The following is a 14,639-nucleotide window of genomic DNA, read 5'->3' on the forward strand; positions in this document are numbered from 1 at the left end:
TGACTTATCTGTTCATGTGCTGTGATTGTACGCCGTAGAAATAAGCTACGGCGTCTATGTCAAAAGGCTTACAGTCATGACACTTACAGATATAGACCAGCATATTAAAATGCTTGTTTATCAAGGCACCTGTTGGTTGATTTCAATATTAACTTGGTTTTGCCCCGCGCTAATCACGACTGGATTGGCAGATAAATCTCCTGACTCTGCTCCTGCATTACCGCTATGACTGATACGAGCAATGACTGCCAATTGAGTTTTTTCAGCGCGAGCAGATTTTAACGTGCGCTCCGGCATCATTGCATCGAGATTACTTAAGCTAACACTGGCTTCACCTTGCTGGATGACACTAATAGGCAAGCGCTTGGCAGCGAACGGAGGGCCTCCTTTTACATCACGAATAGCGACAAATAAAACATCATCGCCTTTTACCAGCGGCAATAAGCTGGAATTGATCGTTATACTTACATCGATGCCTTCGGCAGCTTGCTGTTTCTGCGCGTTCACATTCGCGCTTAGCTCATCTAAGCTGGCCAATGCTTGGGTATGATCACCGGGTTTGGCCGCAATGCTGTCACGCAAACGCTTAATCCAGCCTTGTGCTTGATCAAAGTTATTACCACGCGCCTCGCCCATGGCCATTAGCATTTGTGCGCCTTCATGCTGAGGGTTTTTAGCCAGCACATCTTGTAGTACACGGCGACTGTTGACATCCAACTGACCTTGATTCGCAAAAAAACTAATCTGTGCATAGGTCGTGGCAATCTCTACATTATCTGGTGATAAACGATAGGCACGGGATAAAGCTTCTAATGCTGATTCAGTCGCTTCTAGTGATAAAAACAGCTCTGATAGCCGCATCCAACGATTGGGATCATCAGCATTACGATGGACATTAGTCTGCATGGCCGAAATCAGCTGGCGACTGTCTTCAATCGCCCATTCTGGTGGCTGATCAATTTTGCCGGTTAATAAGTCATCAGCGACTTGTCCGACTTTATCTTCAGCAGCCCACAGCTCGAATACGGGCGTACGGTTACCAATCAATAGATAGGCCAGTGCTGCTAATACAGGCACCCAAACGATAACGATTAAACGGCTTTTGATACCAGGGGTTACCATCGGCTCAACTTGACGCTGAGCGTCTAATAACTGGCGCTCAAGCTCAAGCTTTTGATTTTGGTAATGGCTGTCATCAATAGTGCCGCTGTCTTTATCGGTTTTAAGTTCTGCTAACCGTTCACGAAATACCGCAACGTTGATATCTAGCAGTTGGTTGTCCACCGGTTTGTCTGGTGCCCGTGATGCTCGTAACCAAGGTATAATGGCAATAACGGCAAGTACTAGAGCAATAAGTAAGCTTAAGGCAATAAATAAGCCAACAGTAGAAAATAGGGTCATTTTTTGTCCTCTGTGCTTGTGATGTCATGATCAGCGTTATCAGTGCGCGACAACAGACGATCAAGTTCAGCTTTTTCTGCGGGCGTCAAAGCTTGGGCGGTACTATCAACCGTCAAGCCATCTTGACCACTTGCAGTAACTTGCCGACGTTTGCTCTGCCAGAACCAGCCTGTAATGAGAACGATTAATAATAATGGCGGGAAAAACCATAGTATCCATGTTGAGGGACGTACGGGTGGCTTATAGCTAATAAAGTCGCCGTAGCGCTCTTGCATATAGACCCTTATTTCTCCATCACTACGGCCATCTTTAATCATGTCGTAAGTTTTTTGCTTCAAATCTTGGGCAATCGGTGCATCCGAACCAGCAAGGTTTTGGTTTTGGCATTTCGGGCAACGCAGCTCCTCGATGAGACCGCGATATTGGGCTTCTTGCTGCACAGAATCAAAGTCGTATACATCAATCGCGGCATAGGTGGTCATACTGAGCATACATGCCAGTATTAAGCTTGCTAGCCTAAAGATTATATTGGCTTTTGTTTGAATAAGCTTCATTGGCATTCCTCCTCAAGTTGACTAGAGTTAGGGCTTTCGCCGCTCTTATTGGCTTCATTGAGTACCCTCAAACAAGGCGTAATACGACTTTGCCAATTGGCCTCATTAATCTCACCAATAATGTGTTGGCGAATGATGCCTTCACCATCAACGATAAAGGTTTCGGGCGCACCCGTTAGACCCAAGTCTAGGGCAAACTGACCCGATAAATCCTGAATGGACATGGAGAAGGGGTCGCCGCGCTGGTTTAAATAACTCAGCGCATCACCAATATCATCTTTATAATTGACCCCAACAAGATTAACGCCGCGTTGTTCTAACTGCATCAAAAACGGGTGCTCAACAATACAAGTTGGACACCACGAGCCCCAAATGTTCATCAAAAATGGCTGGTCGGGCAAGTTATCATTGGTCATCACACGACTAGTATCTGACAGTAATGGCAACTCAAAAGTAGGTACCGGACGCTCAAGGGCCGTATTGGTTACAATCTCTACCGGTTTACCAAGCCGCATATACAGCATAACTATCAAACCAAAAAAGACAATCAGTGGGATTAAGAACCATATCTTCAGCTGCTTTTTACGCAGGGTTTGGCTGCCACGCTTATTGTTTTGATCAGGGTTATTGTCTGGTGCACTCATGCTACTTCTCCCCCGTTGTTTCTACTGGGATTGACGTATTAGTAGCATTAATAGCAACTTGATCTTGTGCCTTGGTTTTTTTAATGCGATAGCGCTTATCTAATATACTTAATAAGCTGCCCAACGCCATGATAATCGCACCCAGCCAAATCCAGCGGATAAGCGGCTTCACATAGATACGTACCGCCCATTGATTTTTACCTTGAGCAATAGGCTCACCTAGTGCCACATACAGATCGCGCATTAAGCTGGCATCAATAGCTGCCTCAGTCATCGGCATCATGCTGACCACATACGTACGTTTTTCAGGATATAAGGTCGTCACTTCGCGACCATTTTTGGTCACCTCAACTTGTGCCTGTATACCATCAAAGTTACTGCCTTTGACTTCCTGAAAGTCTTTCACTTCAAAATCGTAACCTTGCACATTGACCGTATCACCAATACCCAGTGCCACATCACGCTCAATACTTAAGCTACTGGTGAAAGCCACGCCAATGACTGCGATTATCACACCAATGTGGGCAGTTTGCTGGCCCCAATAGCTGAGGCGTAATTGACGCAGACCCTTAAAGAGATTAGGGGCGTTTTTAGTCTTATCCTTAATATCGACTACCATCCAGAACAGTACCCAGAAACTTATGGCTAGAGTGACACCGATATTGAACATTGACGAAGGATTGACAAAATAGGTAATGACAGCAGCTAGAACCAGACTGCTAGCCGCAATCACCATACCCACGCCCAATAACGGACGCTTGTCTTGTTTCCAGCGAATATTAGAGCCCATACCCATCGCGAACAATAACAGCCACGTCAGGGGTACAAACAGCGCATTAAAGTAAGGAGGACCAACAGAGACCTGACCTAAATTAAAGGCATCAGCAATGATTGGATACAGCGTACCGAGCAGCACCACTAAAGTAGCAATCAAAATGATAACGTTATTAATAACTAAAAATGACTCACGTGAAATCAGCTGATACTGACTCTCGACTGTCAAGCGCCAACCGCGAACGGCGAACATCAGTAGGCCGCCCCCGATAATAACGCCAAGAATAATTAAGATCACCAGACCACGCGTCGGGTCAGCGGCGAACGAATGTACGGAAGTAATGACTCCAGAGCGCACTAAAAAGGTACCAAGCAGGCTGAGCGCAAAGGCAAAAATCGCCAGCATAATCGTCCATGCTTTAAAGACCCCGCGCTTTTCAGTCACTGCTAAGGAGTGTAATAATGCGGTAGCGGCAAACCAGGGCATCAAGGACGCATTCTCTACCGGATCCCAGAACCACCAGCCGCCCCAGCCAAGCTCGTAATAGGCCCACCAAGAACCCAGCGCGATACCAACGGTTAAGAACCCCCAAGCGGCAAGCGCCCACGGACGTGACCAGCGTGTCCATACCGCATCTAAGCGCCCGGCCCACAATGCAGCCATACAAAAGGCAAAAGGCACGACTAGACCCACATAACCCATATAGAGCATCGGTGGGTGAATAATCAGACCAAAATCTTGCAGTACCGGATTTAAATCAGCACCATCAACTGGGATATTGGGTAAGGTACGATTGAACGGCGATGAGGTAAAGATCAGCATCGCCAGCATCATCATCTGCACGCCAGCCAAAATCACCAATACTCGTGCCCGCATAGACAGCGGTAGACCGCGGCTAAAGTACGATACCAACGCACACCATGTCGCCATGATGGTCATCCAAAGTAGCAACGAGCCTTCATGCCCGCCCCACGTTGCCGATAGCTTGTAGTACCAAGGCAACAAAGTGTTGGAGTGCTGCGAGACGTAGACTAGGCTAAAATCGTTGTAATAAAAGCCTGCCATCAATGCGCCAAAGGATATTATCATGGCTGTAAATTGCGCCCAAGCCAAACTTGGTGCCAGACGCTGCCAAGCGACTTTATGACGAATAACGCCGATGGTTGGTAACACTACTTGCAAGATCGCCAACACAAACGCGGCCAGCAAGGCAAAATAACCTAATTCTGTGATTAACATACGGTCTAACCTTGTTTACCTTAATACGGTCATTGTTTACTTTATGAATTGGACTTTTTATAACCTTCAAAAGCACTCAGTAGGTTTTACTGTTGTAGTGGCTATTTTAGCTATTTTTAGTTGCTCATATAGGTACTGTATTGACTAATGCTATCGTTAGCGCCGCCAGCCATTGCCATCCGAAACACTTACAACAAGGTACACTAGCGTCAACTTGTCACGGTCTCATATCTGCTTTGTGTACGATGTGTATAGAGACTATAAGGACTCAACTATTACTATATATCTGGTTACTGCATAGCGGGGAAAAACACCAAAACCAGGTGCAGCCAACCGGCTAGAAATCCTGTCAGGCCACCCAGCACAATCAAGGTCATTTCATCTTCGTGAAACGCTGGGCGCAACAAGTTTTGAAACTCATCGGGCGATAGCGCACGGATACGATCTCGAAACAGACCGAAGATTTTACTGGCGCGGCTCTCATTGAGCTCAGGATCGCGCATCGGCACCATAGTAGCGGTAATTGATTTATCAATAATGGTGTTTTTGAGTTGGCCAAACTCACGTCGACCAAGTCCCATTCGTAAGGTAGCACTGACCACTGGTGATTCTAACACTTGATAAAGATGCGACTTCATTAGCTCACGCGTTTGCGCGGCACGCTCACCATACATCATCTCATTCATGATGTTCTCAAGGGTAACCAAATCATTGACGACAATTTCAGCAAAAACCTCAGACACTTCCTCTTGACGCTTCATAAAGCCACCCTGCCAGCGAAACTTCGCCATATGGGGCAGTTGCAACTTAATAAAGGGAAAGGTCTTACCCCGCGCGAATAACTTCACATAAGTGATAAAACGCGGCTCTACTGGATTAAACACCATCCAAATCGCAATCCAGTTGGTCAATAAGCCCCAGATCGCCGCAAAGAAGGGTACGGTCCAATGCTGCGGCACTCCCAAAAAGATAAACATTTGGATAATGCCAAAAATAAGCCCAATCAACGCGCTAATATGCCAAATAAAATCAATTTCTTTTTGGCCTACTTTTAAGAACATATTAACCATCAAGCGTCGATCACTCTCCATCTTATTGACAATCATTTGGCGCATATCAACCAAATCTTCGACGTGATAGGTCAAATCCGTCACTAAGGATTGCATGATTGCGGGCAACTCTTGATGCGCTTGCGTGTATAGGCGGCGCTTTAACGCATAGGGAAGGTTGCTCCATAAAGTCTCTGAACGCTCAAGCATAATTTCGTCAATCAACGACTCAAGATTCTTATCGATCGCCTCGGTGATGAACTCCGCCATTTGCTCCGGTTCCATCGCTTGAAAAAACTCATCAAGCGAGCCGAGCTTAGAGAGCGTCTGATCAACGATAACCCCTGATATCTTACCGGCTTTACGCGGTACGATACCTTGCCAGCCAATCCCTGGTAGTCCAAAAAAGGGAAAGTTGGGAATGCGGATACCCCGAAACTTAATGGGATAAAACAGCATTTTTAGCGCCATCCACACATGGACCCAAGTGACAAATGCTGTCACCGGTGGGATGGTCAGCATGGCAAGAAATTCCGGATGCTCAGCGAGCGTCTGCCATATTGAGGTTGCAACCATGACTTTTTGTGCCCCTGACGTAACGGTTGTCGTTAATTCATTATCGTTAATTTACTGTCGTTAAACTGTCGTCGTTGCTATTACAATATTGATCTACGCTGAGCAAAAACAGCGCTTTATCAATCATAAATACGTTAAAGAAATACGTTAAAATAAATTGCCTAATATTAGCATACTTGCCATTTATTAGCACACATACACCACGGTCAAGTTGTGACTATACATGACACGTTTTATGGTCACCTCGCAACCGCTAATACACTAACCTACTGCATAGCTGTGACTGATAAAGGCATAGACAAAGCAAACGGGTAAGTTCAACGTCATATATTTTGTTCTGCTATAATTCGTCGCTTAATAGCCGCTTGTAATAACCACTTATAATATTCAGCTATAATAGCTGTAAAGACTGACATGCAAGCCTATATAGGGTTGGACCAACCACAAAAAAGAGTCCGTTTGGTTGGGATGAATTTTTATCAGTTATACGAAGCTATAGGTGTACCCATTTCATTTGGTTCTAACTATAGCCAGTATTGCCAGATAAATTGCGCTATCTGCTTGAAACTGTTACTTTCATCGTTTATATTTGCGGCGCTTTTACTTATTATCCTATTTATTATATTGTCCATTAATTCACTACACTGTTTATTCACCGACTTTTTGGCTACTGACCTTTTATGAAGAAACCGCTCACTCCAGACACTGAACAGGTCAACCAAATTTTTATGCATCGAATCATTATTTTTGGTTTGTTGATCGTGGTGGGTTTGAGCGTGTTACTGCTACGTTATGGTTATCTGCAGGTGTATGCCCATGATAAATATAAGACCCAGGCGGACAACAATCGTATCAAGCTGGTATCAGCGCCGCCAAGCCGAGGTTATATCTACGATCGTAACGGAATACTGCTGGCAGACAATCAGCCGGTATTTACGGCGATGCTCAGCCCCGATGAGGTGGAAAATCCAGAACGTACGTTAACCTTACTTGCGCCTATTTTTAAGCTGACCGATACCGACATTACCGATATCTTAGCGCGTCTTAGCAAAAGTAAAAATGATCCCGTCACCATAAAAATTGACTTGACTGAAGCACAGCTGGCGCAGTTTAGTGAGCGTAAACCGTTCTTTCGCGGCGTAACTATTCAAAGTAAGCTCACGCGCTCCTACCCTTATGATGAGCTGTTTGCACATGTGATCGGTTATGTTGGCCGTATCAACGATAAAGAGAGCAAAAAAATTGATAAGGATCGCTACGCGGGTACGGACCTTATCGGTAAAATCGGTATCGAAGACTTTTATGAAGATATTTTGCTTGGTCAACCCGGTTATCAGTCGGTAGAAACCGACGCTTATGGCAATATTTTGCGCCAGTTAGAGACCAAGCCGCCGATTGCCGGTAACGACATTACTTTAAGTCTAGATTATGGCTTACAAAAGATTGCTCAGCAGCAGCTCGATGGTCGACGCGGAGCAATTGTGGCCATAGATCCCAAAAATGGCGATGTGCTGGCCTTTGTCAGTAACCCAAGCTACGATCCCAACCCCTTTATCTCAGGGATATCTTTTAAGGACTATGCCGCGCTACGTGAAGACCCTGATGAGCCGCTATATAATCGGGCGCTGCAAGGCATGTATCCACCCGGCTCTACCATCAAGCCCTTTGAGGGTTTAGGCGGAATCCATTATGGACTACGCGACTGGGAGACCACTATTTATGACCCCGGTTATTTTAGTCTGCCTGGTGATAGCCATCGATTCCGCGATTGGAAGCGTGGTGGTCATGGCACCGTAGATTTAAAAAAGTCTATCGTGCAGTCGGTCGATACTTATTATTATAAATTGGCCTATGAGATGGGTATTCAACGCCTGCATGATTGGATGGTGCGCTTTGGCTTTGGCGCAGACACCGGTATTGATTTGCCTAATGAAAAAGCCGGTATCATGCCGTCACCGAAATGGAAAAAAGATAGGTATGATAGAGACTGGTTTCCAGGTGACACTATTTCGGTCAGTATCGGTCAAGGGTATTTCTTAGCCACGCCGCTACAGATTGCCAATGCCACCGCCATGACTGCCAACAAGGGCTATCACATCACCCCGCATCTATTAAAACGTAGCGAAGGTGCTGCAGATGTCGATGTCATTACCAAGCCTGATGGTAAAATTAAATATAACGGCAAGCCCTCCGACTGGACACGCATGCAAGATGCCATGGAAAACGTCATCGAGAACGGCACCGGACGTGGCATCTATACCTCTCGCTATCGTATCGCTGGCAAAACCGGTACCGCGCAAGTAAAGTCTATCGCCCAAGGTAAAAGCTACGATAAATCCGCGCTGGATAAACGTGAGTGGGATCATGCTTGGTTCAATGGCTTTGCTCCAGTAGAAGACCCACAAATTGCCCTGTCAGTGCTGGTCGAAAACGGCGGTGGTGGTAGCGCCGTTGCCGCCCCTATTGGTCGCGCCTTATTTGATTACTGGGTACTACAACGCAAAAATGATCCTGTTTTGCCGCCCACTGCCGATGAGCTTAAAGTGATCAAACGCCAAAAAGCACTAGACAAAATAGCACGTGATATAATACGCGAGCAAGAACAGGCGCTAAAAGAAGAAAACGCATTAAAAGAAAAGGCAGAGGTTGCATCAGAAGCTACGACGACAAGCGAATAAAGAGCTTATAAATACCATGAAAAAGACTCCAGCATCATCTAAAACTCAGCCTAAAAAGGCTATAAACCCTAAGCAGACCGCTGCTGGTAACGTGCGTATCATCGGTGGTCAGTTTAAACGTCGTAACGTCAATTTTATTGATGCAGACGGCTTGCGACCAACGCCAGACCGCTTACGTGAGACCCTGTTTAATTGGTTGCTGGCTGATATTCATAGTGCGCGCGTACTCGATAGCTGCGCTGGTAGCGGCGTATTAGGGTTTGAAGCGTTATCGCGCGGCGCGGCACATTGCAGCTTTATCGAAGCCAATCTCGCCCAAAGTCAAATGCTACTACAAAGCGCAGAGCAGTTACATATTGATGTTGGCAGCTATCAAATTTTGCACGGCACAGCCCAGCAAATTTTGAGTCAAAATCAACAATCTCAGCCCTTTTTCCCTCAACCTTTTGACATAGTTTTTATCGATCCGCCTTATGCTGAAGAGTTATGGCAGCCGATTTTGACCGCGTTGATTACTAAAGAGTTAATCACAGTAGAGACGCTGATTTATCTAGAAGCCGATAAAGACTTAAGTGGACAATTAGACGAGCTAGTATTGTCTCTTAGCGATACTTTGACCGCACAAAGGCTAAGTGGCTTTGAATGTATCAAAAACACAAAAGTAGGGCAAGTTGTTGCTGGACTTTATCGACTAGTATCGTCATAATCAGTCGGCTACTATTAAGAAATGCTAAAAACTGCTAAAAATCCAGCTAGATGCTCGCATTTAATGCTTAGCAGGCTAAAATAAACCACAATGCAGCTTGCAAGCTTAAGCTCTACTGCTTATAATGTGCAGTCTGTTTTTTGAGAGCCCCGTTCCCAGACAAACTCTCAACGAATTTCAAATTAAAGGTTTTATCATGAAAACACTTAGTGCAAAACCAGCTGAAGTGACCCATGACTGGTTTGTCGTCGATGCTGACGGCAAAACCCTTGGTCGCCTAGCTAGCCAAATCGCTCACCGCCTACGTGGTAAGCATAAGGCTTCTTTTACTCCGCACGTTGACACTGGTGACTTTATTGTTGTCATCAATGCCGAAAAAATCACGGTAACGGGTAAAAAAGCGCAAGATAAAAAATACTATCGTCACAGTGGTTATCCAGGTGGTATTAAAGAAACCAACTTCACCAAGTTGCTTGCAAATAAGCCTGAAGATGTTCTACACAAAGCCGTTAAGGGTATGCTTCCAAAAGGCCCTCTTGGCTATGCGATGATCAAGAAGCTGAAACTTTATGTGGGTAACGAACATCCACATGAAGCACAGCAACCTAAAGAATTAGACATCTAAGGATAAACTTATGGAACGCAATTACGGAACTGGTCGTCGTAAGACTTCTACTGCTCGTGTCTTTTTATCAAAAGGTACTGGCACTATTGTTGTTAACGGCAAGCCACTTGATGAATATTTCAGCCGCGAAACCTCACGCATGGTTGTTCGTCAGCCATTAGAGTTACTTGATTCTGGTAGTGCTTATGACTTATATGTCACCGTTACAGGCGGCGGCAGTACGGGTCAAGCGGGCGCAATCCGCCACGGTATCACTCGTGCCCTTATCGAATCTGACGAAACCTTGAAGCCTGCCCTAAAAGCAGCTGGTTTTGTAACTCGTGACTCGCGTCAAGTTGAACGTAAGAAATTGGGCCTACGTAAAGCACGTAAACGTCCACAATTCTCGAAACGTTAATCAAAGCTATGCTTTATCTGCTGGCATTTACGGTCTTTACTATAAAGATACCGTCTCAATAGCAGATAGAGTGATAGATTTGCGAAACCTTATAAGTTGGTCACAGCTTATAAGGTTTTTTTATGCGTGCCTTTCTTTCGGTGCATTTTTGTAAGTTATAGTGAATACCAAATAAAAGACAGTCGTTCATATCAACGTGCTACTGGTATAAATTTTTCTTGCTTGCTGTTCGCAAGCGTGGTTCGATGCTGCAAAACATTTATTCAAGTCGCATCCCAGCAGCCCAGCAGCCTTGTATCGTTCTTAAATTGGATCGACTATAGCCTCTTATGACAATACGTAAATTACCTTGCAAAGATACCTGTACTACCCCATCATCATAATAACTTTTCATCATTAGCCCTTATAGCGCAAAAGGATATTATGAAAGCGCCCGAACAGTTTGATCCCAGTAAATCTTCTGCGCAAAACGGCACGCCACCAGACGCCGCCGCGCCGCATGGCAAGCTTGCTAAGTCGCCAGCAATTCCTGCTGGCACCCCAACTATCAAGCAGACCCATAAGCAAACCGCGCAATCGGAGAAACAGCCCTTTCAGTGGCAGTTCTTGTTGCCTAAATATTGGGCTATATGGCTACTACTGGCCCTTGTGGTACCCTTAGTATATTTGCCGCTACGGTGGCAGTTTTGGCTGGGTCGCAAGCTGGGTATTTTATTCTATAAAATGTTAGCCACACGGCGGCGTGATACCTTGATCAACCTCAGACTGGCTTTCCCTGACAAACCGGAAGCTGAGCGTGAACTGATGGCCAAGCAAGTGTTCGTCAATCAAGGTATTGGCATATTTGAAACTTTATGCACTTGGTTTCGTCCTAATATATTTACCCGTACGGTCTCTATCTCTGGGCTACAGCATATCGTCAATGCTCAAAATGAGGGCCGCGCGGTTATTTTGTTGGGTGCTCACTATACGATGCTGGATCTGGGCGCCATGCTATGCACCCAGTTTTTCCCCATGGATGGTATGTATCGACCGCAGAATAATGCGCTATTAGAGTGGTTTATTTATAACGGTCGTGCCCCTATCTTTGGTAAATTAATTTCTAGTCGCAATATGCGTAGTTTGGTCGATTCTATTAGAGCCGGACACGTGGTTTGGTATTCGCCTGATCAAGATTACGGTCTTAAGCATGGTGTCATGGCGCCATTTTTTGGTGTACCAGCGGCGACTATTACCGCAACGCGGCGCTTGGCTACAGTGGGCGAGGAAGGGCGTCAGCCAGCAGTTATGGCGCTACATACTTACCGGCAAACACCTGATAGTATTCCCAGAGGTAAGCGTCCGCATTATCATTTGACCATTACCCCAGAGCTCGATAATTATCCTAGTGATGACGAAATCGCTGATGCCACCCGCGTTAATGAAATTTTAGAAGGGTTGATTCGTATTGATCCGACTCAGTGGATGTGGTTTCATCGCCGCTTCAAGCATGGTCCTAATGGTCGTACCGACATCTACAAGTAATATAAGCTAACGCGCAAATTTGCTATAATTGTTTATTAAGGTCTATTAACCATTTAAGCATTAAATACTGAGTATCAACTCTCTTAAGATCGCTACGCTGTAGTCAGTCATGGCGATTTTTTATCGTATTTTATAAAGCAGTTAAAATATTGATATCGTTAATTCAAAATAAAACTAACCTACCTAGATTAAAGACGGACATCTCATGAGCGATAACCACATCTCCGACAATAGTACCTCTGATAATTCAAACCATGCTTCCACGACTGCAGTAAAACGTATTTTAACGGGCATCAAACCAACAGGTATCCTACACTTGGGCAACTATGTTGGTGCGATTCGCCCCGCTATTGAATCTATCCAAAATAGTGATGATGAGGCGTTTTTCTTTTTGGCGGATTATCATGGCATTATCGGCTGTCATGATCCTGCGGTTATTCATGAGTCCACTAAATCGATTGCCGCCACTTGGCTGGCTTGCGGTCTCGATCCTGAGCGCGTAACCTTTTATCGTCAGTCCGATGTACCAGAAATACCTGAGCTTGCTTGGATTTTAAACTGTTCATGCGCCAAAGGTCTGATGAATCGTGCCCACGCTTACAAGGCCTCAGTTGATATCAATATAGAAAATGACGTTGATGCTGATCAAGGTGTCACTATGGGGCTGTTTGGCTATCCGGTGCTGATGGCAGCGGATATCTTAATGTTTAACGCTACTCATGTTCCTGTTGGCCGTGACCAAATTCAACATATTGAAATGGCGCGTGATATTGCTGGTACTTTTAATCATAGGTATAAGCCACTGTTTACCATGCCAAATGCGGTAGTGGATGATGACACGCCATTATTGACTGGCCTTGATGGGCGTAAAATGAGTAAAAGCTATGGCAATACCATTCCACTATTTGGTGAGATTAATCCGCAAGTAAGTCCTGAGAAGCAGATGCATAAAGCGATTATGAAAATTGTGACCAATTCGCAACTGCCCGCTGAGCCAAAAGACCCTGACGACTCTGCTATATTTGAGATTTATAAAGCCTTTGCCACACCTGAAGAAATTGCTGATATGCGCGCTCAATTCGCGGCGGGTATTGGTTGGGGTGATGCTAAGAAAGCATTATTTGATAAGATTAATGACGAGATTGCGCCCTTCCGTGCACGCTATGAAGAGCTAATGGCCAATCCAAAAGAGCTAGAAGAAATCTTACAGATGGGCGCAGACAAAGCACGTCGCCATAGCCGCAAACAGTTGGATAAAACCCGTCGCGCCATTGGCATCCGCCCGCTTGCTAAACTTAAATAGTAGCGTGAGAATTAAAAGAAAATCAGATAGTTATAGTTAATCCAATGTAAAAACGACACAATGTTACTGGGCTACTGGAATGAATTCTTTGCAGCCTCTGTCCCGCTTGCGAACAGCACGCCAGAAAAATTTATACCAGTAGCACGTTGCTACAAGAGTATTCCTTTTATTTTGAATCGACTATACTTATCATTGTAATCAATATAGATTTCAACTTATGCAAGTGACGTCAACCATCCACGCTGATATAAAAACACCAGTAAGTATCAGCCCTGTATCAGTTAAAACTGGAGTTGTGGCTGATACTCATGATATGTCATTGCGTATTTATCAGACGCCTGTGCAGCACTTGCCGGAAGATTTATACGTACCGCCGCAAGCGTTTGCCATTTGGCTGGAACAGTTCGCAGGGCCACTGGATTTTTTATTATATTTGGTCAAAAAGAACAACGTCGATCTAACCCAAATGCCGATATTGCCTATTACTGAGCAATACTTGGCTTATATTAGCGAGTTAGATACTGAGCATTTTGAATTGGCCGGTGACTATCTATTGATGGCATCGACTTTGATCGCGATTAAGACTGAGCTACTGTTGCCCAAGCCGCAAACGCCTACTGATGAACGCGATCCAAAGGCAGAACTGATTGAGCGTCTGGAAGCATACGCGCAAATCAAAGGGGCGAGCCAGCGCTTAGACAATCTAGTCCGTCTTGAACGTGATGTATTTTTAGCAATGGTCAGCATGCCCAATCAAGATATTATGAGTGCAGAGCTACCCAGTTACTCGCCGAACTTACTGATTGATAGTTTGTTTAAAATGCAATTGCAGCCGGATTATCACATGCAGACCCATACTATTAAAGTCGATGCGGTGCCGCTTGCGGATCGTATTGCCAGTATTAGTCGGCAGCTGAGCACTAATGGCGCACGCTCTTTTTATCAACTACTTGATAAGTCACAAGGTAAAATTGGAGTGGTGGTTAGCTTTGTAGCAGTGCTAGAGCTGATGAAACGTCAACTGGTTGGAGTAGCCAGTACTGAAGGTGAAGTTGAAGTTGAAGTTGACAATCAGCTTAGTCAGTTAACCTTGCAATGGTTGGCGTAGGATGCATTTCAACTCATCCAAAACTTTCTTTTTATAAAACCCTTTATTCAAGAGCAGCAT

General features: G+C 45.0%; 12 protein-coding genes. 7 read left to right on the forward strand and 5 right to left on the reverse strand.

Annotation, left to right across the window (positions count from 1 at the left end):
• Nucleotides 1-120: 120 nt before the first annotated feature.
• The 5 genes from ccmI to JMX97_RS02630 form a co-directional block, all read right to left on the reverse strand.
• Complete coding sequence (gene ccmI, locus JMX97_RS02610; RefSeq protein ID WP_201555044.1) at nt 121-1,401, reverse strand: c-type cytochrome biogenesis protein CcmI; 1,281 nt, start codon at nt 1,399-1,401, stop codon at nt 121-123.
• Nucleotides 1,398-1,883 (reverse strand): cytochrome c-type biogenesis protein, encoded by a 486-nt coding sequence (locus JMX97_RS02615; RefSeq protein ID WP_413786385.1) that lies wholly within the window; start codon nt 1,881-1,883, stop codon nt 1,398-1,400. The genes ccmI and JMX97_RS02615 overlap by 4 nt, the downstream gene beginning before the upstream one ends.
• Before the next feature lie 68 nt (nt 1,884-1,951).
• A complete protein-coding gene (locus tag JMX97_RS02620) occupies nt 1,952-2,599 on the reverse strand; it encodes a DsbE family thiol:disulfide interchange protein (RefSeq protein WP_201555048.1) in 648 nt (215 codons plus the stop codon).
• Nucleotide 2,600: 1 nt separating this feature from the next.
• Nucleotides 2,601-4,613, reverse strand: coding sequence for a heme lyase CcmF/NrfE family subunit (locus JMX97_RS02625; protein ID WP_201555050.1), 2,013 nt, complete (start codon nt 4,611-4,613; stop codon nt 2,601-2,603).
• Between the two features lie 290 nt (nt 4,614-4,903).
• Entirely contained in the window at nt 4,904-6,238 is a 1,335-nt protein-coding gene (locus JMX97_RS02630; RefSeq protein ID WP_201555052.1) for a DUF445 domain-containing protein, read from the reverse strand.
• Nucleotides 6,239-6,918: 680 nt separating this feature from the next.
• Here JMX97_RS02630 and mrdA point away from each other — a divergent pair.
• From mrdA to JMX97_RS02665, 7 genes are all read left to right on the forward strand, one after another.
• Nucleotides 6,919-8,916: a penicillin-binding protein 2 gene (mrdA, locus tag JMX97_RS02635; protein WP_201555054.1), complete on the forward strand. Its 1,998-nt coding sequence runs from the start codon at nt 6,919-6,921 to the stop codon at nt 8,914-8,916.
• A 16-nt stretch (nt 8,917-8,932) separates the two neighbouring features.
• A complete protein-coding gene (gene rsmD / locus JMX97_RS02640; RefSeq protein ID WP_201555063.1) occupies nt 8,933-9,622 on the forward strand; it encodes a 16S rRNA (guanine(966)-N(2))-methyltransferase RsmD in 690 nt (229 codons plus the stop codon).
• Nucleotides 9,623-9,818: 196 nt separating this feature from the next.
• Nucleotides 9,819-10,247 (forward strand): 50S ribosomal protein L13, encoded by a 429-nt coding sequence (rplM, locus tag JMX97_RS02645; RefSeq protein ID WP_201555065.1) that lies wholly within the window; start codon nt 9,819-9,821, stop codon nt 10,245-10,247.
• Between the two features lie 10 nt (nt 10,248-10,257).
• On the forward strand, nt 10,258-10,644 hold the full coding sequence (gene rpsI, locus JMX97_RS02650; protein WP_201555067.1) for a 30S ribosomal protein S9: 387 nt from the start codon (nt 10,258-10,260) through the stop codon (nt 10,642-10,644).
• Between the two features lie 423 nt (nt 10,645-11,067).
• Nucleotides 11,068-12,168, forward strand: a complete 1,101-nt coding sequence (locus JMX97_RS02655; RefSeq protein WP_201555069.1) for a lipid A biosynthesis acyltransferase — start codon at nt 11,068-11,070, stop codon at nt 12,166-12,168.
• A gap of 205 nt (nt 12,169-12,373) precedes the next feature.
• A complete protein-coding gene (locus JMX97_RS02660) occupies nt 12,374-13,471 on the forward strand; it encodes a tryptophan--tRNA ligase (protein WP_201555072.1) in 1,098 nt (365 codons plus the stop codon).
• Between the two features lie 313 nt (nt 13,472-13,784).
• Nucleotides 13,785-14,579, forward strand: a complete 795-nt coding sequence (locus JMX97_RS02665) for a segregation and condensation protein A (RefSeq protein ID WP_201555238.1) — start codon at nt 13,785-13,787, stop codon at nt 14,577-14,579.
• The last annotated feature ends 60 nt before the right edge of the window (nt 14,580-14,639 follow it).

This window comes from Psychrobacter sp. 72-O-c, assembly GCF_904846605.1.
In the GTDB taxonomy this organism is placed as follows: Bacteria; Pseudomonadota; Gammaproteobacteria; order Pseudomonadales; family Moraxellaceae; genus Psychrobacter.